14 protein-coding genes are annotated in these 22,512 nt (G+C 71.8%); 4 read left to right on the top strand and 10 right to left on the bottom strand.

The window, feature by feature from the left end:
* The first annotated feature begins 6 nt into the window (after positions 1-6).
* Complete coding sequence (locus tag BLT23_RS22960) at positions 7-2,523, top strand: ATP-binding protein (protein ID WP_090051887.1); 2,517 nt, start codon at positions 7-9, stop codon at positions 2,521-2,523.
* 22 nt (positions 2,524-2,545) lie between these two features.
* Positions 2,546-4,132, top strand: coding sequence for a class I adenylate-forming enzyme family protein (locus tag BLT23_RS22965; RefSeq protein ID WP_090051888.1), 1,587 nt, complete (start codon positions 2,546-2,548; stop codon positions 4,130-4,132).
* Between the two features lie 198 nt (positions 4,133-4,330).
* On the opposite strand, the gene BLT23_RS22970 is transcribed toward BLT23_RS22965, so the two are convergent.
* On the bottom strand, positions 4,331-5,488 hold the full coding sequence (locus tag BLT23_RS22970; protein WP_143036006.1) for a hypothetical protein: 1,158 nt from the start codon (positions 5,486-5,488) through the stop codon (positions 4,331-4,333).
* 592 nt (positions 5,489-6,080) lie between these two features.
* Between BLT23_RS22970 and BLT23_RS40895 the strand changes: the two genes are divergently transcribed.
* A complete protein-coding gene (locus BLT23_RS40895; RefSeq protein WP_176946881.1) occupies positions 6,081-6,227 on the top strand; it encodes a hypothetical protein in 147 nt (48 codons plus the stop codon).
* An 8-nt stretch (positions 6,228-6,235) separates the two neighbouring features.
* Here the strand turns inward: BLT23_RS40895 and BLT23_RS22975 are convergent, their stop codons facing one another.
* Complete coding sequence (locus tag BLT23_RS22975; protein ID WP_090051890.1) at positions 6,236-9,274, bottom strand: AfsR/SARP family transcriptional regulator; 3,039 nt, start codon at positions 9,272-9,274, stop codon at positions 6,236-6,238.
* 550 nt (positions 9,275-9,824) lie between these two features.
* A complete protein-coding gene (locus tag BLT23_RS22980) occupies positions 9,825-11,000 on the bottom strand; it encodes an MFS transporter (RefSeq protein WP_090051891.1) in 1,176 nt (391 codons plus the stop codon).
* Between the two features lie 73 nt (positions 11,001-11,073).
* Between BLT23_RS22980 and BLT23_RS22985 the strand changes: the two genes are divergently transcribed.
* Entirely contained in the window at positions 11,074-12,057 is a 984-nt protein-coding gene (locus BLT23_RS22985) for a LacI family DNA-binding transcriptional regulator (protein ID WP_090052121.1), read from the top strand.
* Positions 12,058-12,169: 112 nt separating this feature from the next.
* Here the strand turns inward: BLT23_RS22985 and BLT23_RS22990 are convergent, their stop codons facing one another.
* The 7 genes from BLT23_RS22990 to BLT23_RS23020 all read right to left on the bottom strand — a co-directional run bounded on the left by BLT23_RS22990 (position 12,170) and on the right by BLT23_RS23020 (position 22,428).
* Complete coding sequence (locus tag BLT23_RS22990; protein WP_090051892.1) at positions 12,170-12,949, bottom strand: hypothetical protein; 780 nt, start codon at positions 12,947-12,949, stop codon at positions 12,170-12,172.
* Between the two features lie 127 nt (positions 12,950-13,076).
* Positions 13,077-14,579: an L-arabinose isomerase gene (gene araA / locus BLT23_RS22995; RefSeq protein ID WP_090051893.1), complete on the bottom strand. Its 1,503-nt coding sequence runs from the start codon at positions 14,577-14,579 to the stop codon at positions 13,077-13,079.
* Between the two features lie 32 nt (positions 14,580-14,611).
* Positions 14,612-15,265, bottom strand: a complete 654-nt coding sequence (locus BLT23_RS23000) for an L-ribulose-5-phosphate 4-epimerase (RefSeq protein WP_090051894.1) — start codon at positions 15,263-15,265, stop codon at positions 14,612-14,614.
* Positions 15,265-16,947, bottom strand: a complete 1,683-nt coding sequence (araB, locus tag BLT23_RS23005; protein WP_245744103.1) for a ribulokinase — start codon at positions 16,945-16,947, stop codon at positions 15,265-15,267. Before araB ends, BLT23_RS23000 begins: the two co-directional genes overlap by 1 nt.
* A 479-nt stretch (positions 16,948-17,426) precedes the next feature.
* On the bottom strand, positions 17,427-18,413 hold the full coding sequence (locus BLT23_RS23010; RefSeq protein WP_090052127.1) for a LacI family DNA-binding transcriptional regulator: 987 nt from the start codon (positions 18,411-18,413) through the stop codon (positions 17,427-17,429).
* Positions 18,414-18,520: 107 nt separating this feature from the next.
* The gene (locus BLT23_RS23015; protein WP_090051895.1) at positions 18,521-19,963 is read right to left on the bottom strand and encodes a family 43 glycosylhydrolase; all 1,443 of its coding nucleotides are present in this window, start codon (positions 19,961-19,963) and stop codon (positions 18,521-18,523) included.
* On the bottom strand, positions 19,960-22,428 hold the full coding sequence (locus BLT23_RS23020) for an alpha-L-arabinofuranosidase C-terminal domain-containing protein (protein ID WP_090051896.1): 2,469 nt from the start codon (positions 22,426-22,428) through the stop codon (positions 19,960-19,962). The genes BLT23_RS23015 and BLT23_RS23020 overlap by 4 nt, the downstream gene beginning before the upstream one ends.
* Positions 22,429-22,512: the final 84 nt, after the last annotated feature.

The raw sequence follows: 22,512 nt of genomic DNA on the forward strand, positions 1-22,512 counted from the left end.
TCAGCCGTGCAGTTCTCTCTCCTCGGGCCGCTCGAAGTCGTGGCGGACGGCAGGCCGATCGCCGTGGGGGGTGTCCAGCAACGGCTCGCGCTGTCGATGTTGTTGCTGCACCACAACTCCGTGGTGCCGACCCGGCAGATGCTCCAGGCGCTCTGGCCGGACGAGGTACCGGCCTCCGCGCGCAAGATGCTGCACAACGCGGTGTCCGCGCTGCGCAGGCTCCTGGAGATGGGCGAGCCCGGCGGTGAACGGCCGCAGCTGCTCACCCGCGCCCCCGGCTACCTCCTGCAGGTGCGGCCGGAGTCCATCGACGTGGTCCGCTTCCAGCGCTGGGCGGCGCAGGGACACCAGGCGCTGGCCGCGGGAGAGTGGGAGGCGGCTTCGGTGCGGCTGCGGGAGGCCCTGGACCTGTGGCACGGGCCGCTGCTGCCGGACCTCGCCGAGCAGGGCTTCGACTGGCCGGAGGCCACCGCCCTGCGCAACGCCAGGCTCAACGCCCTGGAGGACCGGATCGAGGCCGACTTCCAGCTGGGCCGGTTCATGGAGCTGACGGGCGAGCTGGAGGCGCTGGCCGAGCAGGAGCCGCTGCGGGAAGGCTTGTGCGCCAAGCTGATGCGCCTGCTCTACCGGCGGGGGCGGCAGGCGGACGCGCTGGCGGTCTACCGCAGGACCCGCGAGGCGCTGGTCGACCGCCTCGGGCTCGACCCGAGCCCGGAGCTGCAGGAGCTGGAGCTCGCGATCCTCAACCACGACACCTCGCTGCTGGCCGCGCCCGCGGTGGGAGGCACCGCCAAGGTCTCCCCCGCGACGCGCGCCGCGGCCGAGCCGGTCGCCGTCGACGAGATGCGGTGGACGACGGCGCTGCTGGTGTCCGCCAGGCCCGCGCTCGGCAGGACGCCGACCGGGCAGGACTTCGCGCTGCTGCGCGAACGCCTCCGCACGACGGTCTCGGAGGAGGCCGGGTCTCGGTGGACGTACGCCGTCGTGGACGAGTGCGCGCTCGCGGGCTCCGAGCAGGACGTGCCCCTCTGGCTGGTGACCTCCGAGCTCGACGGCGTGGACAGCGCCGCGTCGAGCAGGGCGGTCCGGCTGGCGCGCTCGATCAACGCCCGCTTCAGCCCGGTGTCGGGCCTGGAACGCCCCGACGGTGGCTGGCTGCCGTTCGAGGTCCGCGTCGCCGTGGTGGCGGGCGAGGTGCACCTGCGGCGGGAGAACCGAGGGGGTTCGCGGCCGTGGATCTCCGCGGACCTCGCCGCGCGCTGCCGGCAGCTGCTCGCGGACCCGGCGGCCGGTCCGATCGAGGTGTGCACCACCACGACGGAGGCGCTGCGCACGCCGGAGGGACCGGAACCGCCGCCGTTCCTGTGCCGCGACCACGAGCTGCGCGCCCTCGACCGGTCGCTCAGGGCGGCGCGGGAGCTCCGGCAGCCGCACCTGCTCACGGTGTTCGGGGAGGACGGCGCCGGGCGCAGCAGGCTGCTGCGGGAATGGGCGCGCGGCCTGCGCGACGTCACCCTGCTCTCCGCGGCCTCCTCCCGCGGCTCCGACCCCGTCTCCGGGCTGGCCGCGCTGGTGCGGGCCGCGGCGGGCATCCACGCGGACGAACCCACGCACGTGGTCGCGGCCAGGCTGACCGAGCTGATCTCCCGCCTGGTGGACAGCCACCGGGCACCGTGGATGCTGGCCCACGTCGACGGCCTGCTCGGGCTCGACGACACGCCGGTGCCGGTGACGGCGGAGTCCTTCGACGCGCTCACGCAGTTCTTCGAGGCGCTGGCGCGCGTGAAGCCGCTGGTGCTCCTGGTCGACGACCTGCACGTCGCCGACGACCTCGTCCCCGGCTTCCTGGACCACCTGCTCAGGTACTCCGGCGGGGTGCCGCTGCTGGTCGTGGCGAGCGCACGGCCCGACCTGCTGACCCGGTTCCCGTTCTGGGGCAGCGGGATGGTCCGCGGCGGCTCGCTGTGCCTGGCCCCGCTGCCCGACGACGTGATCGCCACGCTGCTGTGGCAGTCGTACCGGTCGACGCTCGAGACGCGGACCGGCGGCACCCCGCAGCACTGCCCGGAGCACCTCCTGTCCTTCGCGGCCGAGCTCGGCGGCAACCCGCTGTTCGCGATCGAGTACGGCCGCATGCTCGCCACCCCGCCCGACGCGATCCCCGCGAGGCCCGGCCTCACCCGCATCCCGTACGCGGTCCGGTCGCGGCTGGAGTGCCTGCTCGACACCCTGCCCGCCGAGGCGAGGGCCGTGCTGTACGACGCCTCGCTCGTCGACGGCGACTTCACCGAGCGCGCCGTGGCCGTCCTCGCGACCGACGCCAGGTCGCGGCAGGCCGGTCGCTGGCTGCGCGTCCTCGTGCAGCGCGGCATCCTGCGCGCGACCGGCGCGTCCGGCGGGTACCGCTTCGCCGACCCCCGGATGCGCGCGGTGACGCGGGGGCGGGTGCCGGACGAGGTCCGGTCCCGCAAGGGGGACCTGCTCAAGGGGATGCCCAGGGTCCTCGACGCCGCACACCGGTGACGACCGACGGAGGAGACCGACCATGACCGTGACCGCCGTCCACTCCACAGTGGACTCCCTCGTCCCCCGCTGGCCGTCACCGGTCGCGGCCCTCGCGCACTTCGGCCGCGTCCGCGGCCACCGGCCGTGGCTCACCGCGGTGGCGCGGTCCGGCGAGGAGACCGTGCTGACGTTCGGCGCGGCGGACCGGGCGACGCGAGCGATCGCCGCGCGCCTGACGGCGGAGTTCGGCAGCACGCCGACGACGCTCGCTCTCGCACCCGTCAACGACATCCCGTCGGTGCTGACCGTCCTGGGCGCACTGCGCGCCGGGCACCGGCTGCTGATGCTGGGGCCCGCCGACCCACCGGAACGGACCTCGCAGCAGATCGCGGCAGCGGGTGCCGTCGCCGTGCTGCACACACCGGGCACGACGCCCCCGGCAGGTGCGGACGCCTTCCACCTGGCCGACTGGCGGGAGGCCCCGGCCGGCGACCTGGCCGCCCGCTGGACCGATCCCCGCCTCGACGCCGCGCTGGACGCGCTCTACTTCGCCACGTCGGGCTCCACCGCGGCGTCCAAGCTGGTCGCCCAGTCGCGGCTGAACGCGACCGCGAACGCCGAGGCCGTGCGCAGGCACCACCGGCTCTCGTCCGGCAGCAGGGTGCTCGGCTGTCTGCCCGTGCACCACGTCAACGGCCTGCACTTCAGCGTCCTGGGCACCCTCATGGCCGGTGCCCAGCTCGTCCTCGCCGACTCGTTCTCACCGCTGACCTACCCCGGCCTGGTCGAGCGCTACCGCCCGCACGTCGCCAGCGTCGTGCCGAGCGTGCTGGAGACGTTGCTGGAGGTGTGGGGACGGCACAGGCTGCCTTCCGGTTTCCGCTACTTCCTCACCGCGGCGGCACCGCTGCCCTCCGCCACGGCCCGAGCCGTCGCCGACCGCATCGGAACCCGTGTCGTACAAGGGTATGGGCTCTCGGAGACGACGAACTTCTCCACGACCATGCCTCCCGGCGTCTCCGGTCCCACCTACCGCGAGCTGATGCTCGACGCCGAGATCCCCTCGGTGGGCGTGGCCCTGCCCGGCAACGAGGTGGCCGTGCTCGGCCCGGACGGCGAGCGCCTGCCGGCGGGTGAGGTCGGCGAGGTGTGCATGCGCGGGCTCAACGTCATGACCCGGTACCTGGGCAACGACGAGGCCACGAGTGAGGCGTTCCGCGGCGGCTGGTTCCACTCGCAGGACCTCGGTTTCCGCGTGGAGGCGGACAACCGGGACTTCTTCGTCCTCACCGGCAGGGTGAAGAACATCGCGAAGGTCGCCGGGGAGACGGTGTCGCTCGACGAGATGGACCGTGCGCTGCGCGCCCTCCCCCAGGTGCGCGACGCGGCGTGCGTCGCGCTGCCCGACCGCTTCGCGGGCGAACGGATCGTGGCCGCAGTGGTCACGACCGGCGACGACGGGCCCGAGATCGCGACGGCGCTCCGTGCCCTCTTCTCCGAGGCCGTGGTCCCCGAACGGTTCATCGCGCTCGACCGCATCCCGAGGACCCCGACCGGCAAGGTGCTGCGCCCCGAGCTGCGATCGCTGCTACAGCACCGCGAGGAGCAGACCGCCGGACGGTCGTGACCCGCCGCTCCCTCTCCACCGCCCGTGTGTCACCTGGCCAGGGATCACCGACGCCTCTGCGTGACGCGGCTTTAGTACGCGGGGCCCCCGCGTACGCCGAGACAGTACGAAAGGGCCCCGCGTGCGGCAGGGGAAACGCGAAAGAGAGTCGCGAGGCGGGCGGGGGGTTGCGGACAGTGCTTCTGGGAGCGTGTTTGCTCAGTCCTCCTCGACGACCACGCGTACTCCGGCGCTGGCTTGCAGGGCGCGGGAACGCGCCTCGACCGCCGAGGCCCCTTCCACCAGGAGGAAACCCGCGTCGTGCGCGGTCAGCAGCTCGCCCGGCCGGTGCGGGAAGAACACCTCGACCACGCCGGGCGACCTGCTCGCCTCGGCCAGCCCGGCGACGGAGACCAGCCGTCCCGGCCTGCCCGGCCGGAGGAACTGCACCGTGGCCGTGCGGGCGGTGGACGGCTTCAGCACCGCCCCGTCCGTGAGCATCCGGACCAGCTCGGTCTCCAGGTCCAGGCCGGTGCTGAACTCCAGCAGCGACAGGAACTCGTCGGGCCCGAACCAGGTGCGCGCGGAGTCGACCCGTGCGCCGTTCTCCGTGAGCATCACGGTCACGTGCGCCGGTCCGCGCTCGTACCCCACGAGGTCGAGCAGGGAGGTGACGGCGGCGCGCACGTCCGCCTCCTGCCGTGCGGTCAGCGGCGCGGGGTGCAGCAGGTGCCCGGACGAGGTGGCCGTGACACCGACGACCTGGTGCATCCCCTCGAACGTCAGCGTGGTGACCACGACCGCGGGCACCCCCGGTGCCGGGCCCGCCTGGCGGGAGAAGTCGCGGTGCAGGCGCGGCCGGGGCTCGGTGTCGTCCACCCCGCTCCGCTGCGCCGCGGTGTCCTGGTCGCGCAGCGCGGCGAAGAACCCGAAGTCCAGCGCGGCGTCCACATCGGAGCCCCGCTCCGCGTGCCTGCTCCTCACCGCGTCCACCCGGTCGAGCAGCCGCACGGCGGCGGACGGTCCCGGCATCAGCATCGACTGCCTGCGCAGGCCGTGGGAGCGGCCACAGCGGCACAGCACGTGCGCGATCCTGTTGCGGCGCACCGTTTTCACGACGAGCACGTCGAGGACGGCCAGGTCGCCGAGATCGACGGCGAGCACCTGCTTCGCGGCCGACCCGAGCAGCCGGAGCTGTCCGCTGTCGTACCGGCTCGGGTCGACGACGGCCCAGACGTCGAAGCCCTCCTTCACCGCCTTGAGGACGAACCCCGGGCTCGGCTGCACCACGAGAACGCGGATCGGCCACATCGACTCGGCGCCGAGGCCCCAGGCGCCATCACGGGTAATCCGGCTTCGCCGGCCAGACCCAGCCACCACTCCTCCAACTTCGACTTCCGGCGCCGCGCCCGTGGCCCCCTCCCGGGCGGGGACCGGCAGGCGGTCCCGCCGGACCACCGCGAGCCGGTCCCGGCCCGCACGGCGACTCCGCACCGCCCCCAGTGGCGGTTCGGCCGAACCACCACCTTGCACCGCGACGGCCGGTCCGGCACTCCCTGGGCCCCGTCGCGTGCACGAACACCCGGCAACTCCGGTACCGATGTACGTGGTCGTCCCGTTTTCGCGGCGGCCGAGCCGCGGGACGACGTGCGGCAGGACCCGTGCGGAGACCCGATGGTCCCGGCGAGCCGGAGCAGCGCACCGACCACGTCCCCGGCCGGCTCGGACCGCGTGCACCACACGATTCTTCCAGTGGGCGTTCCCCAACGGATCCCGTTCCGTGCCCGTTCCGCCCGGCGCTCACGCCCGCGGCGGGACGCCGGCCGTCCGCGACCCCGGCCGGGCACTCGTCACGGCCGGTTCCCCCGGTTGACCGCGCGAGGAGTATCGAGGTCGGAACGACCTGGGAACGGGGTCGTCCAGCATTGAGCTCGACACAGGTTCCTGCACACGAACGAGCGGAGTTCCCATGCGTTGCAAGCTGGTCGGTTTCGTCCTCCTCCTGATCGCCGCCGCGGGCGTTCCGGCCACCTCCGCGTCAGCCGCACCGTCCGACCACAGCCGGCCCGTCTTCACCACGCAGGACCCCGGCGGCGGCGAGGGCCCCAACAGCTGACATCGATGTCAGCTGGATCGCCGGTACTGCTCGTCGATCCCCAGCTCGCCGAACAGCTCGTCAGCCCGCCGCCGGCGCTCGGCGGCGGCGCGGACGTCCCCGAGTGCCTCGTACGCCTCCGCGAGACCTCGCAGCGCACGGGCCTCCTCGACCAGGTAGCGCGCCTCGGAGGCGACCAGGTACGCGTTGCCGTGCAGATGCAGCGCGACCTGGCTCCGCCCGTCCCGCAGCTCCAGGCCACCGAGGATGTTCTCGACCCTGGCCTGCCTGATCGGCGTCCGGCTGCTCCGGCAGAGGGTGAGCGCGCGCTCGGCCAGGGTGGCGACGCGGGCGTGCTCACCCCGCCGGTGGGCCACCTTCGCGGACAGCGCCAGCACCAGGGCGCGGTCGGCGGCGGGTGAGGTGTCGTCGGCCAGCTCCACCGCCTGGTCGAGGTGGCGCTGAGCCTCCTCGTCCTGGCCGAGGCCGAGGTGGGCCGTCGCCAGGTCGGCCAGGGACACCAGCTCGTTGTCCCTGGTCCCGAGCTCCCGGTTGAGCTCCAGCGCACGACGTGCCGCGGCGGCGGCCTCCTCGAAGTGGCCCCACTGCTCGTACAGGGTGCTGAGGTTGGTGAGCGACTCGGCCTCCGCCCGGCGCGCGCCGAGCTCGCGCTTGAGCGCGATGGACCGCTGGAGCCGGGACAGCGCCTCGTCGAACCGGCCGAGCGCGGCCAGCAGCACGCCGAGCACCCCGGTGTCCTTGGCCTCCCCCAGCCGGTCTCCCAGCCGCAGCGCGAGGTTCAGCGCCTCCGTCGCCGCCTCGATCCCGTCGTAGAAGCGGCCGAGCTTCCAGTCCGCGATGGCCAGGTTGGACAGGCTCACCCGCAGCAGGGCGCCGTGGCCCAGCTCGCGGGAGGACGCCACGGCGATCTCGGCGATCTCCCGGTACTCCTCGAACTGGCCCTTGGCGTCGAACTGGAAGACGGCGTTGCGGGCCAGCGCCGCCGCGTGGCGGTGCAGGCCCATCCGGTGGGCGAGCGTCACCGCGTTGCGCAGGGCGTTCTGCTCGCGCGCCAGCCAGGCCCTCGCCTGGGTGCCGTCACGCAACGGCGGCAGGCTCGCCCTGTCGTCGCGCAGCTCGGACTCCAGCACCACCCGGCCGGGGAACGCCAGGTCGCAGGCCAGGTCGGTGGCCAGCACGTAGTAGTTGAGCAGGCGTCCGACCGCCACCTCGTCCTCGGGCTGACCGCGGTCCCGCTCACCGCCGGTCCCCTGCTGGCGGCCGAGCCGTCGCGCGAAGCTGCGGACGAGGTCGTGGAAGGCGTAGTAGCTCAGCTCGTGCTGCTGGATCAGGTGCACGTCCAGCAGGTGCTCCATGATCTCCTCGGCCTCCTCCACACCGGTGTCGAGGAGGGCGGCGGCCGAGCGGGCGTCGATGTTGTTGTGCCCGGGGTGCAGCGCGAGCAGGTGCAGGGCCGCGCGGTGCTGGGGGGTGAGCCCCAGGTAGGACAGCTTCAGCGTCAGCTCGACGCTGCGCTCCCCCGACCGCAGCTCGTCGAGCCTGCGCGACTCGTTGCCCAGCCGGTCGACGAGGTAGGCGATCGTCCACCGCGGCCGGTTGTGCAGGCGTGCCGCGGCGATGCGCAGCGCGAGCGGCAGGTGCCCGCACAGCTCCGCCATCGCGGCCGCTGCGGCGGGCTCGGCGGCCACGCGCTTCTCGCCCAGCGTGTCGACCAGCATCGCGAGGCTGGCCTCCGGGGACATCGTCCCCAGCGAGATCCAGTACGCGCCGTCGAGGTCGAGCAGCCGGCCCCTGCTCGTGACCAGCATCATCGAGTGCGCGCCCGGTGGCAGCAGCGGCCGGACCTGCGCGGCGCTGCCGGCGTTGTCGAGCAGGAGCAGCAACCTCCGTTGCGCGGCGATCGCCCGCCACTCGGCGACCTTGCCGTGGGCGTCGCCGGGAATCCTGTCGCTCGGCACACCGAGCTGCCTCAGCAGCGTCTCGGCGACGGCGTCGACGCTCAGCGCCGGCTGCTGCGGCGTGTAGCCGCACAGGTCCACGTACAGCTGCCCGTCCGGGTACTGCTCGGCGAGCAGGTACGCGGCGCGCACGGCCAGGGAGGTCTTGCCGATGCCTCCCATGCCGTCGATCGCCACGATGCGACCGCCCTCTTCACGCGCGTAGTCGAGCAGCTCGTCCAGCTCGCGCTCGCGTCCGGTGAAGTCCCGCAGGTCGTAGGGCAGCGAACAGGTGGGCGTGTCGGTCTCGGGGATCAGCTCCGCAGGGGCGTGCACCTGCTGCGGGGTGACCAGCGACGGGTCGTTGCGCAGGATGGCGTCGCGCAGCTCCGTCAGTCTGACGTCCGGGTCGATCCCCAGCTCGTCGGCCAGCAGCCGGCGCAGGTGGTTGTACGCCTCCAGCGCCTCCGCCTGCCTGCCCGACCGGAACAGCGCCAGCATCAGCTGGTGGTGCAGGGTCTCCCGCAACGGGTACGCGGCCACCAGCTCGACGAGCTCGCCCACCAGCTCGGCCGCCTCGCGGTTGGCCAGCCGCAGCTCCATCAGCTGCTCGACGGCGGCGAGCCTGCGCTCCTCCAGCGCGGCGGAGGCGGCGTTGATCAGCCGGCCGCCACCACCGGACAGGACCGGGCCGCGCCACAGCGCGAGCGCCCTGGTCAGCAGGGTCGCCGTCTCGGCGGCGGACCCCGCGGCCGCGGCCTCGCGCGCCTGGCCGAGCAGGGACAGGAACCGGTCGAGGTCCAGGTCGACCCAGCCGGTGACGGCCCGGTACCCCGAGCCCTCGGTGGTGATCAGCCGCGCGCCGCCGGGGATGACCTGGCGCAGCTTCGCCACCGCCTTGCGCACCTGGTGCCCGGCGGTCGCGGGCGGGGCGTCCTCCCAGACCGCCTCGACCAGCCGCGGCACCGACAGCACCTGTCCCGGTTCGAGCAGCAGGCTCACCAGCACGCGCTCGTGCACCGGGCCGCCGAGTCGCAACCGAGTCGTCCCGGCCCAGCACTCGAGCAGTCCCAGGACGTTGAACCGCAGGTGTGGCTCAGAATGTGACAACGGTGAATGCTCCAGACCTCTATCGACGCACTCGGTCCAGCGGAACTCGCATCATGGAGCGGTTACCGCGACCGCTCCGGACTCCAGAACACCCTGCTTCAGCTCATCCCGCGCGACCCGCGGGACGAAAAAGCACTTTGTCCGATTCCATGTCGATTCCCGGACGCCTCCGTTCGGCCTATCGGCCACGAGCGGGACGGCCGCATTCACCCCTTCCGGAAGTCATCCCCAGGCCAAGCCACACGGTAGCGTCGGTTTCCGACATTTGCACACACCGACCAATTAGCGTCTCATTAGGCTCCGGCCGTCCCGTGCCGGTGCGCGACGAGCCGGACCTGCGGCTTTTCCCCAAGCGCAGGCCGGATACACCGAAACCTGAGAATTAAGTGGGAGTTTCTGCACATCCCCTATGGGAAGTCCTGCCGCCCGCAGTGCGAAGGCGGCGCCCAGGGCCTCTTCGCGGACGGTCGCCGTTCCTCGAGCCGGCGCATTTTACAGCAATTGAAGGGGTGCGGTGCCCGCCCGGTTTCCGCCCGGAAGCCCGCCGCGGTCAGGAGTTCTTGACCGGTTTCAGCATCGGTGTCAACGCCAACGCCGGCAACAACAAGACCGGCACGATCAGCAGCGCTTTCAGGACACCCACCTCGTTGCCGAGGAACCCGACGAGAGGCGGCCCGGCGAGGAACGCCGTGTACCCGATGACGGCGACCACGCTCACCCGTGCGGCGGCCCGTTCGGGATCGTCGGCGGCGGCGCTCATGCCCACCGGGAACCCGAGCGCGGTCCCCAGCCCCCACACGCCGACGCCCACCACGGCCAGCACGGGCGAGGACGCGAACACCGCGAGCGCCACACCGGCCGCCGCCAGCACGATCGACAGACCCACCGCCGGCACGCGGCCCCAGCGGTCCAGCGCGATCGTGCCGAAGACGCGCCCGAACGTCATCGTCGTGACGAACACGCCGAACACCGCGGCGCCCAGGGCCGGGTCCAGGTCGTACCCGTCGACGAACGCGACGCCCACCCAGTCGTTCGCGGTGCCCTCGGTGAACGCCAGCACGAGCACCAGCAGGCCGATCAGCAGGGTGCGGGGTTCGCGCCACGCGGCCAGCACACCGCTGCCCCCGCCGTGCTCGGCCTCACCGGCCAGGCGGTACGTGCGCGTCGCGAACAGGGTGCCGACCGCCACGACGAGTGCGACGACGCCGAGGTGCGCGGTCACCGGGAGCAGCGCCCACGCCGCGAACGACGCGAGGCCCGCCGCGACCACCGTGCCGAGGCTCCACATCGCGTGGAAGCGCGGCATGACCGTCTTGGCCAGCGCGCGTTCCACCTCGGCGGCCTCGACGTTCATCGCGACGTCGCACAGGCCGGAGCCGTAGCCGAGGGTGAAGATGCCGATGCCCGTCAGGACGGGTGACGGGAACGCGCCGATGCCGATGCCCGCGACCGCCAGTCCTACCGACACGGTCACGGCCGCCACCGCCACGGCGCGTTTGGGGCGCAGGCGGTGGGTGACCTCGCCGGCGGTGAGCATCGCGGCGAAGGCGCCGACCGACATCGACAGCAGCAGGAGACCGAGCGCGGCGGGGGTGAGGCCCAGTGCGTCGCGGGCGGTGGGGACCCTGGCGAACCAGGTCGCCACGCCGACACCGTTGAGGCCGAACGTGACCGCCACCCCCGCAGCCGCGGCACGGACCTGTTCGCGTGACACCGCGACCGCCATCCCGGTTCTCCTTTCTCGATACACCGACATCCAACCCCACACGTGGAAGCGTTTCCACAGCAATACTGTGAAGATGACGGCAGAACGCACCGCCACGCTTGACGACGTGGCACGCGCCGCGGGCGTGTCCCGGGCGACCGCCTCACGTGTTGTCACGGGCCAGGGTCACGCGTCACCGCGGGCACGCGACAGGGTCAACGCCGCTGTGGCGGCTCTGGGTTATGTGCCGGACGCCTCCGCTCGCGCGTTGGTCACCAGGACCGGCACCCGTCTCGCCATCGCCGTCATCGGCCGCACCGCCGCCGTGCTCGACGACCCTTACGTGGGGCGGGTGCTGACGTCGGCGGCGCACGTGGCCGCGGAGCGCGAGGTCGGTGTCTCGTTGCACTGGATCCCCTTGGCCGACCTGGCTTCGCTGTCCCGGCTCGCCGGGAGCCGCGGGCTGGGCGGGCTCGTGGTGGTGAACCCGACCCCGCCGGCGCTCGCGACCGTGCCGCGCGACCTGCGCGGACGGGTGGCCGCGGTCGGCGTGGGGGCGCCGCACGTGCCGTCGTTCGACGTCGACAACCGGTCCGGCACGGACGGTGTCGTGCGGCACCTGGTGCGCACGGGACGGCGGCGGATCGCGATGGTCAGCGGGCCGGACTGGCTGCCGTGCGGTGCCCGTGCCATCGAGGCGTACCAGCGGGTGCTGCACGAGAGCGGCGGCGAGCCGAGAATCGTGCCGGGGGACTTCACCGTCGCGCGTGGCGCGAAGGCGGCGATCGAGATCATGGCGCGGTGGCCGGACACCGACGCGGTGTTCGCGCTCAGCGACCTGACCGCGCTGGGGGTCCTCGACGGACTCCACGGGCTCGGCGTGCGGGTGCCGGGAGACGTGGCGGTCGCCGGGTTCGACGACATCGCCTTCGCCGGGCTCGCCCGGCCCGCTCTCACCACGACCACGCATCCGGTCGAGAAGATCGCCACGGCCGCGGCGGCGGCCGTCCTGGACCGCCGTGACACGAGCGGCGCCACGTTCTACCCGTCGACGCTCGTGGTGCGCGAAAGCGCCTGATGTCGTGACGACACAAGAGGTCCCGCCGGACGGGGGCGCGTATCCGTCCGGCGGGACCTCTGTTCCGAAGCGCTCGCCCCGTTGCGAAGACGGGACCTGACCGCGGAGGCGGTTACCTCAGCTGACAGGTGGCGAAACGCTCCAGTCCTTCGGGCTTCACCGCTACCCGGCCCACGGCCGTCTCGATGCGGTTCAGCGCCGCGACCCTCTTGTCCTCCAAGGGACCCAGGATCGCGTTCTGCACGAAGTCGGGTCCTCCCTGACCGACCGAGGTGCGCAGGCGCTCGTTGGCCTCGGCGATCTGCTTGTCCAGGTTGGCGAGCTCGCGCTGCACCTCCGCCTGCGCCGCCGACGGAACGGCGGGCAGCGCGGGCGCCGGGCACGCGATGGCCCCGCCCGCCGCACCGCCGTCCGGCACCTCGGCCGACGGGGACGGCGGGGTGCTGGAGCCGCCCGCCGGGGCGGACGGTTCCGGTACGGCGGGGGCGTCACCGAGCCCGCAGGTCGCGAACCTCTCCAGGCCGTCGGGCTTGTCCGCGACGCGGCCGATGGCCGTCTCGATGCGATTCAGCGCCGCGACGCGCTTGCTCGCGAGCGGGCCGAGGATGGCGTTCTGCACGAAGTTCGGCCCTCCCTCCCCCGCCGAGGTGCGCAGGCGCTCGTTGGCCTCGGCGATCTGCTTGTCCAGGTTGGCGAGCTCGCGCTGCACCTCGGCCTGCGCCGCCGCGGGCACCGCCGGGACGACCGGCCGCGGGCACGCGATCGACCCGGTCACCTCCTCGCCGCCCGCGAAGGCGGCGGCCGCGGTGACTGCGGACAACGCCGCCGCCACCGCGACTCCGGCGATCAGAACCCGCTTCCTGCGTTCCGGTTGTGCATGCGCTCTCGACATGGTCGAAACCTCACGAGTAGGGGACGTTTTCTGCCGGCACACCAGGAGTACGGGCTCCGAAGATGATCGGTTCAACCCCTGGAAGGCGCCGCGGAGAAGTCCCTTCACACGCCAGGTTTTCAAGGTTCTAGCGGAGCCCTCCGGCGAGACGGTGGTAGGCCGCGTTCCACCGCAACCGGTCGGTGAACGACGCGGGAGTCGTCTCGGAGTCGATGAGCACGAGCTCCGTGTCCGCCATCTGTGCGAAGTCGCGCAGCACCTCACCTCCGACGGCCTGCGTCATCACCGTGTGGTGCGGACCGCCCGCCGTGAGCCAGCACTCCGCCGACGTCGACAGCGACGGCGCGGGCTTCCACACCGCCCGTGCGACCGGCAGCGCAGGCAGCGGCTCGTCCGGCGGCACGACCTCGACCTCATTGGCCACCAGGCGGAACCGGTCGCCGAGGTCGGCGAGACCGACCACCACGGCGGGCCCGGAGGCCGCGTCGAACACCAGCCGCACCGGGTCCTCGCGGTCGCCGATGCCGAGCGGGTGGATCTCGCACGACGGCTGGTCCCCGGCGATCGTCGGGCACACCTCCAGCATGTGCGCGCCGAGGATCTTCGGCTCGCCCGGTCCGAAGTGGTAGGTGTAGTCCTCCATGAAGGACGTTCCGCGGCCGGTCCCCGCGCCCATCGCCTTCACCGCGGCGAGCAGTGCCGACGTCTTCCAGTCGCCCTCGCCGCCGAAGCCGTAGCCGTCGGCCATCAGCCGCTGCACGGCGAGGCCCGGCAGCTGCCGCAACCCGCCCAGGTCCTGGAAGTTCGTGGTGAACGCCCCGAAACCGCCGTCGCTGAGGAACGACCGCAGCCCGATCTCGATGCGGGCCGCGTACCGCAGCGACTCGTGCCGCTCCGCCCCGCGCGCCAGCTCCCCGGCGAGCCGGTAGGTCTCGGCGTAGTCGGCCACGAGGAGGTCGATGTCCGCGTCGGACACCGCGTCGACCACGGCCACGAGGTCGTTGACGCCGTAGGTGTTCACCGAGACGCCGAACCGCAGCTCCGCCTCGACCTTGTCGCCCTCGGTCACCGCGACGTCGCGCATGTTGTCGCCGAACCGCGCCAGCCGCAACGACCTCAGGTGCGCGTACCCGGCCGCGGCGCGGGCCCACCCGTCGATCCGGTCCGCCACCACCGGGTCGCTCGCGTGCCCTGCGACGGTCTTGCGCGCCACCCCGATCCTGGTCTGCACGTAGGCGAACTCGCGGTCGCCGTGCGCGGCCTGGTTGAGGTTCATGAAGTCCATGTCGATGCTGGACCACGGCAGCGCCTCGTTGAGCTGCGTGTGCAGGTGCAGCAACGGTTTGCGCAGCAGGTCCAGCCCGGTGATCCACATCTTGGCCGGGGAGAACGTGTGCATCCACGCGATCACGCCGATGCACGACGGGTCGTTGTTCGCCTCCTGCATCACCGCGCGGATCGCGGCGGAGTCGGTGAGCACCGGCTTCCACACGATCTCCGCGCTGATCCTGCCGGAGTCGGACAGCATCCGCTGGATCTGCTGGGACTGGGCCGCGACCTGGTCGAGCGTCTCGGGGCCGTAGAGGTGCTGGCTGCCGGTGAGGAACCAGATCTGGGGCTTGTCCGGCATGTGCTCTCCTTCTGGCTCACGGACTTGCGGGCTCACTGGCCGTAGACGTTCTGGTAGCGCTCGTAGAGCCGGTCGACGTGCTCCTGGGCGATGACGTCGGGCTTGCCGAGCTGGAGTGCGAAGTGGACGGTGCGGGCGACGTCCTCCAGCAGCACCGCGGCCTTCACCGCGGCACGGGCCGTCGCGCCCACGGTGAACGGGCCGTGGTTGCGCATCAGCACCGCCGGGGACCGGCTGGCGCTCAGCGTCTCGACGATCCCCTTGCCGATCGAGTCGTCGCCGATCAGGGCGAACGGCCCGACCGGGATGTCGCCGCCGAACTCGTCCGCGATCATCGTCAGCACGCACGGGATGGGCTCACCGCGGGCCGCCCACGCTGTGGCGTAAGGGGAATGCGTGTGCACGACACCGCCGACGTGCGGCATGTGCCGGTACACGTAGGCGTGCGCGGCGGTGTCGGAGGACGGCGCCAGCTCCCCCTCCACCAGCTTGCCGTGCAGGTCCGTCACGACCATCGCGTGCGGTCCCAGCTCGTCGTAGGACACACCGGACGGCTTGATCACCATCAGGTCCTGGTCCGGGACGCGCGCCGACACGTTGCCCGCCGTCCAGGTGACCAGCTCGTAGCGGGTCAGCTCGCGGTGCAGCTCGGCGACAGTGCGGCGCAGCTCCGTCGTGGCGGACATCAGCTCTTCCTCTCCAGGGCGTCGCGCCGGTAGCCGCGCAGCCGGTGCATGACGTCGTTCGCGCCGCGGCCGAAGTAGTCGTGCAGTTCCTGGTACTCCAGGAAAAGCCGTTCGTACGCCTCGACGTTCTCCGGGATCGGCGTGAAGGCGTTGTGCCGCACCGAACCCATCGCCGCGGCCGCCGCGCGGATGTCCGGATAGGACCCGGCGGCCACCGCGGCGTGCATCGCGGACCCGAGCGCGGGCCCCTGCGCGGAGCCGATGACCGACAGCGGCAGGTTCACGACGTCGGCGTAGATCTGCATCAGCAGGCGGTTCTTCATCAGCCCGCCCGCGATCACCAGCTCCGTGACCGGCACGCCCGCGTCCGTGAAGCCGTCGATGATGACCCTGGTGCCGAACGCCGTGGCCTCCAGCAGCGCGCGGTAGACGTCCTCCGCCTTGGTGGCGAGGGTCTGGCCGACGACCACACCGGACAGCTCGTGGTCGACGAGCACGGACCTGTTGCCGCTGTGCCAGTCGAGCGCGATGAGCCCGTGCTCACCGACCTCCTGCCGGGCGGCCAGCTCGGAGAGCAGCTCGTGCACCGTGATGCCGCGTTCGGCGGCCTGCTCGTGGTAGGCGGGCGGCACCTGGTTGCGCAGGAACCACGCGAAGATGTCGCCGACGCCGCTCTGCCCGGCCTCGTAGCCCCACAGCCCCGGCACGATGCCGCCGTCGACGACGCCGCACATGCCCGGCACCTCGCGCAGCACGTCGCCGCTCATCACGTGGCACGTGGACGTGCCCATGATCGCGACCATCTGGCCGGGCTCGACCGCCTGCGCGGCGGGCGCGGTGACGTGCGCGTCGACGTTGCCGACCGCGACCGCGATCCCCTCCGGCAGCCCGGTCCACGCGGCGGCCTCGGCGGACAGCGAACCCGCCTTGTCCCCCAACGCCGACAACGGGTGGTCGAGCTTCTCGGCCACGAAGTCCGCGAACGCGGGGTTCAGCTCCGCGAGGAAGTCCGCGCCGGGGTAGCCGCCGTCCTGGTGGATCCCCTTGTAGCCGGCGGTGCACGCGTTGCGCGTGTAGAGACCCGTGAGCTGCCAGACGATCCAGTCCGCGGCCTCCACCCAGTGCGTCATCGCCGCGTAGACCTCGGGTGCCTCCTCCAGCACCTGTAGCCCCTTGGCGAACTCCCACTCCGAGGAGATGAGCCCGCCGTAGCGCGGAAGCCACGACTCCTTGCGCTGCCGGGCCAGCTCGTTGATCCGGTCCGCCTGACCCTGGGCCGCGTGGTGGCGCCACAGCTTCACGTAGGCGTGCGGGTTCTCGGCGAACTCCGGCAGCTCGCACAACGGCGTGCCGTCCCCGGTCACCGGCACCATCGTGCAGGCGGTGAAGTCCGTGCCGATGCCGATCACCTGGTCCGCGGAGATCCCGGCCGCCTGGACGGCCTGCGGCACAGCGGTTCTCAGGACCTCGACGTAGTCGGAAGGCACCTGCAGCGCCCATTCCGGTGGCAACGGCCGGCCGGTCGCGGGCAGCACCTGGTCCACGACACCGTGCCGGTACTCGTGGACCGCCGTGCCGAGCTCGGCACCGTCGCGCACGCGCACGACCACGGCGCGACCGGACAGAGTGCCGAAGTCGACCCCCACCACACAGGCGTCGCGGTCGATCGTCTTGTCAGTCACGACCTGAGTGTTATCGCTAACAATCGGTGAGTCAAGATGCGCTGGGAATGTCGTGATTCCGCAGGGAGAGCGCCGAATGTGGGGCGTGGTGAGCGCACGACAAAGCCCGGTCCGATCGGGTGACCGGACCGGGACGGCCACTCACTCGCCGTGGACCGGCCGGAGGTGACGGGGCGCGGACGAGGGCGGGAGTGGGCCAACCGGGGACAGGGCGCGAGTTGAGACGGCTCGGACGCGGCCGGGCAGGAGGTTCGGGCAGCTCGGGGCGCACGGGGGCAGGGGCGACTCACGGAGAGTTCGTCCCTGGTGGCAGCACGATCACCGGCGGCCCCGCAGCGGAGTGGCACCCGCGGCCAGTGGCACTCGGCCGGTCACCGGCACCAAGCCGGTCACCGGCCAGCAGCCCACGACACTCGCCGCCGGCGACGCCCCGCGGCAGGGTCTCGTCCCCGCTCGGGACACCCGCGCGGGCGAGGGCCTCACCTCGGTGGCGGCGCCACACTTTCCCGCTTCACCAGCGTCGGTTCCACGGTCCGCCGCGGTGCCGCCGCTCCCCCGTCGCTGACCTGCTGCAACAGCAACCCCAGCGTCTCCCGCGCCACGGCGGCGAAGTCGGGGCGGACGGTGGTGAGCGGCGGGATGAAGTACGCCGCCTCCGGCACGTCGTCGAAGCCGACCACGCTGAGGTCGTGCGGCACGCGCCTGCCGCGTTCGCTCATCGCCCTCAGCAGGCCGAGGGCCAGGTGGTCGTTGGAGCAGAAGACGGCCGTCACCTCGGGCATCCTGGCGAGCATCTGCCCCGCCCGGTAGCCGGCGGCGGCGCTCCAGTCCGCCGTCACGACGGGCGGGACCTCGGCGTGCGCGGCTTCGAGCGCCTGGCGCCAGCCGTGGACGCGGCCGGCCGCGTCGAACCAGTCGGCGGGACCGGAGACGTGCCACACCGTCTCGTGGCCCGCCTCCAGCAGGTGCCGGGTGGCCTCGTACGCGCCCGCCGCCTGGTCGACCGTGACCAGCGGGGTGGGGCGGTCCGGGTCGCCGTCCACCGTCACGAGCGGGACGCCCGCCGGGACGTCGGCCAGGGCGTCGGCGGCGGACGAGGTGGGGGCGATGACGACGATGCCCGCCACCCGCTGGTCGCGGTGGCGTTCGACGGCGGCGGAGATGGACTCGCGGTCGAGCACCTTGACCCTGCCGACGCTGACCGCGAACCCGGCCGCGGCCGCCGCCTCCTCGAAGGCGGACAGCAGCGAGGCCGGGCCGTACAGCGTCGAGTTCTGCGCCACCACGCCGATCAGCTGCGTCTTGCCGGTGACCAGGGCGCGGGCCGCCCGGTTGGGGCGGTAGTCCAGTTCCTTGATCGCCGCCTGCACGCGCAGCCTGGTCTGCTCCCGCACGTTCGGGTGGTTGTTGAGCACACGCGAGACCGTCTGGTGCGACACCCCGGCGAGTCGTGCGACATCGGTCATCGCGGGGTCACGCGACGTCTTCTCCACTACGGTCTCCGATCTTCGATCTGCACCGGTGATGTTAGCGATAACACCTGGTCGGCATCGATGCAGTGCTCATTGTCCACTCATCCGAGACGGAATGTGGCCCTGCGGCGCGCTTGCTGGTCATTGTCAGGTTTCGAAACAACGAATCGACCCGTGTCGTGTGCGAGATAGGTGTCAGTCCCGACACGGAGCGATACCGCTGAACTGTCACCCAGCCCCGAAATGCGAACAAAACTCGCAGCACGGCCATAGGCGTCCGAGTCTTCGAACGGGTCGATGCGAATCGACGACGAATCCACGCGCACGTAGCGGTCCGGGTAGTTCACCGACTGCAACGAGACCGTGCCCGCACCGAGCAGCCCCGGCACGAACCGGAACTGCGTGTCGGCGAGCTCGCGGACGTTGCCGTCGACGCGCAGCCGGTAGTCGTAGTGCCGCACGAACAGCCCGGGCGCGTCGAGCGGCGACAACCGCACGATCGGCCCACCCTTGCCCACCGGTACGCCGAACGACGGTGTGCCGTCGGTGTTCCAGTGCAGCTGCTGCACGCGGGTGTGCCGGTTCGGGTCGAACAACGGGTCGCCGTTGATGTCGCGGTAGTCGCGCGAGTGGTAGACGAGCACGTCGGTGGACCCGACCGTGGTGAACGAGTTGTGCCCTGGACCGTACTGCGACGTCTGCACGTTGGTCGTGAACACCGGGTTCGGCGACTTCGTCCACGACCGCGCGTCGAGCAGGTTCGCGTTCTCGTCCGCGGTCAGCAACCCCATGCAGTACCGGGAGTCGGTGGCGCTGGCCGAGAACGTCACGAAGACGCGGCCGTTGCGGACCAGCACCGCGGCTCCCTCGTTGACCTTGAACCCCTGCGTCTCCCACGACAGCGTCGGCGTGGCGATCCGCACGGGCGCCGTCCGCAGCGCGAACGGTGAGGCCATCTCGGCGATGTAGAGGTTCGAGTTGGTGGCGATGCCGGGTTCGCTCTGCGCCCAGAGGAAGTAGCGCTTGCCGCGGTGCTCGAACGTGGTCGCGTCGAGGGTGAACGTGTCCCACGCCGTCACCATCTGGCCGCGCAGCACCCAGCCGCCCTCGCGCGGGTCGGCGTTCGGCGACTCCAGCACGTAGGTGCGGATGCGGAACGGGTCGTCCTTGTCCCCCGCGGCGAAGTAGACGTACCACCTGCCGTCGATGCGGTGCAGCTCCGGCGCCCAGATGTAGCCACCCATCCGGCCGGACGACGGCCTGCGCCAGATGGTGCGTTCCCGCGCGGAGGCCAGACCGTCCAGAGTGGACGCCCCGCGGATGACGACCCGGTCGTACTCGGGCACGGACCCGGTCAGGTAGTACATGCCGTCGGTCGGGGGCGTGATGAACGGGTCGGCGCGTTGTTCGACGAGCGGGTTGCGGGTCGGCAGCGCGGGGTCGGGTTCGGCAGCGGCGGCGGCACCTGCCGGTGCGGCGGACGCGAGCGCACCGGTCGCGGCGATGACGCCGCCCGTGCGCAGCAGGGATCGTCGGTTGATCACGAGCGGCTCCTGATCCGGAGGAACGTGACGGAGTGCGGCGGAAACGTGTGGGTGAAGGTGCTCGCCACCCGCACCTGCCCGGTGCTCGGGCGGATCGGCTGGGTGAACTCGGTGTTCACGTCGTCGGGAAGGCCCTGCAGCACGGTCGCCCTGGCGGATGCGGACACCGGGACGCCGAGCTCCACGCGGGTGCGGGCGGGACTGCCCTGGGCGTTGACGACCTTCACGACCAGCTCACCGGTGGCGGTGTCGCGGGTGACGACCTGGCGGAACGGCTCGGCCACGCGGTCGTCGGTGAACTCGCCCCACTTCCGGCCGTCGAGGAAAAGCGCGACGTGCCGGCCGCGCACCTCGATCCGCACGTCGTAGGTGCGACCGGTGTCGACGCGGGTGCCGTCGGAGATCAGCGTGCTCTTGCCGCCGCCGGCGGCCTTCTCCACCGCCGACTGGGTGTTGTTCCAGCCACCCAGGTTCCACCAGTAGTGGTTGCCGGTGTCCTGCACGCCGAACGCGACGAGGAAGCCCTCGCGGCCGGACTGCTTGGTGGCCTTGACGTTCAGCGTGTAGTTCTGCCAGCTCCGGTCACCCGCCGTGACGAGCGTGTCCTCGGCGGCGGCGTCGGACTGGACGTAGGCGCCGTTGACGACGTTCCACGTGCCGCGGCCCGACTTGGTCCACCGCGAGTCGCCGCCGGAGAAGTCGTCGCTGAACAACGTCTCACCGGAGGCGCCGGTCACCGTCACGTCGTCATAGCTCGCGGCGGTCGCCCAGGTCGAAAGCCCGATGGCGCCGGTGATCGGCGTCCGGGTGGACGGGGTGGCGGTCGCGGTGCTCGGCACGACGTGGTCGCCCACGTTGGTCATGAAGAGCTTCTGCACCTCGTAGCTGGCCGAGCCCCACGACGCGTGGTTGTTGAACCAGATCATGTCCGGCCGCCACTGCACGTAGTCCTCGTTGGCCAGCAACGGCGCGTAGGAGGCGAGCTTGACGACGTCGGCGTTGCGTTCGAGGCCCGTCATGAACGCGGCCTCGCTCAGCGCGTTGAAGAACGTGTTGTCCTGGGAGGCGTACTCGCCGAGGAACACCTTGGGGCCGTTGCGGTCGTACGAGTCGTAACGGTCGTTGTTCTCCAGGAACCAGCTCGGGCTGTTGTAGTAGTGCTCGTCGACCATCTGCACCCCGGCCTGCCGGTTGAGCTGCCAGAGGCGGTCGAACGTGCCGCCGGCGTCGTCCGGGCCGGAGTTGCTCACCACGACGATGTCCGGGTACTTCGCGTTGATCGCCGCGCGGAACTCGGTGAAGCGGGCGAAGAACTCGTCCGGCAGGTTCTCCTCGTTGCCGACGGCGAGGTGGGTGAGCTTGAACGGCTCGGGGTGGCCCATCTCGGCGCGTTTGCGGCCCCACGTCGAGTCGGCGGGACCGTTGGCGAACTCGACCAGGTCGAGCGTGTCCTGGATGTGCCGTCGCAGCAACGCCGGGTCGTCGGTGGCGCGGTTCTGGCCGCAGCCGGTGACCAGCGCGGGCACGACGGGCAGCGGCATCGCGCCGATGTCCTCGGCGAACTGGAAGTACTCGAAGTAGCCGAGCCCGTAGGACTGGTTGTAGCCCCAGAAGTTCCAGTTCGTGGCGCGCTGCTCGACCGGGCCGATGGTGTCCTTCCACTGGTACGAACGGCGGCGTTCGTAGTCCGGCGCGTCGTAGCCGTGGTGGCTGCCGGTGTTGACCAGGCAGCCGCCGGGGAACCGGACGAAGCCTGGCTTGAGCGCGGCGATCTTCTCCGCGAGGTCGCGGCGCAGGCCGTGACCCTTGAACGTGTCGCGTGGCAGCAGCGAGACCATGTCCAGGCGCAGGGTGCCGGTGCCGTCGCCGGTCACCAGGAGCCGGCCGGTGGTCGTGGACCGCTTCGCGCGGATCGTGCCGGTGTAGCGGGTCCAGCCGTCACCGCGGACGTCGACGCGCACCGGGTCGCCCAGCGGCGTGCCGGCCGGGTCGGTGACGGTGGCGGTCAGCCTGGCCGTCCGGTCGGCGCGGGCCCAGACGGAGAAGTCGTAGTGCTGGCCCTTGGTGACGGCGATACCGCTGTTGTAGCCGGAGTTGATGACCCCGGCGGGCAGGCCGAGCTTCAGGTAGCGGCGGTTGCGCTCGTTGAGGCGGGCGTCGTCGTCGGCGACGTCGACCGTGCCGCTGTGCGGTGCCCACGACGTCAGGCCGGTGTAGCCCGCGTTGTCGGCGGGGTCGTACTCGAACGACCGGTTCTGGACGAGCTCGGCGTACAGGCCGCCGTCGGCGGCGCGGTTGATGTCCTCGAAGAACACGCCGTACATCGAGTCGTCGATGGACGGGCCCGTCCTCGTGGTGTCGACTCGCAGGGTGTAGTCGGTCTCGACGGCGGCGCCGGAACCGGGAACGGCGACCAGGAGACTGGCCGCAAGAAGGGCGGACAACAGGGCGTGCGTGCGGTGCACGGAATCCTCCCCCGCTCGGAAGTGAGCGTTAACATAGGACTGCGACTTCGTTACGGGCAAGGTCTTGACGACACAGATGTGAAC

Source organism: Lentzea fradiae (assembly GCF_900100955.1).
Lineage (GTDB): Bacteria > Actinomycetota > Actinomycetes > Mycobacteriales > Pseudonocardiaceae > Lentzea > Lentzea fradiae.

Bases quoted from the DNA above. Each gene is read 5' to 3' on its own strand.
- BLT23_RS22965 (WP_090051888.1), top strand. From the start codon at position 2,546: ATGACCGTGACCGCCGTCCACTCCACAGTGGACTCCCTCGTCCCCCGC.
- BLT23_RS40895 (WP_176946881.1), top strand. From the start codon at position 6,081: ATGCGTTGCAAGCTGGTCGGTTTCGTCCTCCTCCTGATCGCCGCCGCG.
- BLT23_RS22980 (WP_090051891.1), bottom strand. From the start codon at position 11,000: ATGGCGGTCGCGGTGTCACGCGAACAGGTCCGTGCCGCGGCTGCGGGG.
- BLT23_RS22985 (WP_090052121.1), top strand. From the start codon at position 11,074: ATGACGGCAGAACGCACCGCCACGCTTGACGACGTGGCACGCGCCGCG.
- BLT23_RS22990 (WP_090051892.1), bottom strand. From the start codon at position 12,949: ATGTCGAGAGCGCATGCACAACCGGAACGCAGGAAGCGGGTTCTGATC.
- araA (WP_090051893.1), bottom strand. From the start codon at position 14,579: ATGCCGGACAAGCCCCAGATCTGGTTCCTCACCGGCAGCCAGCACCTC.
- BLT23_RS23000 (WP_090051894.1), bottom strand. From the start codon at position 15,265: ATGTCCGCCACGACGGAGCTGCGCCGCACTGTCGCCGAGCTGCACCGC.
- BLT23_RS23010 (WP_090052127.1), bottom strand. From the start codon at position 18,413: ATGACCGATGTCGCACGACTCGCCGGGGTGTCGCACCAGACGGTCTCG.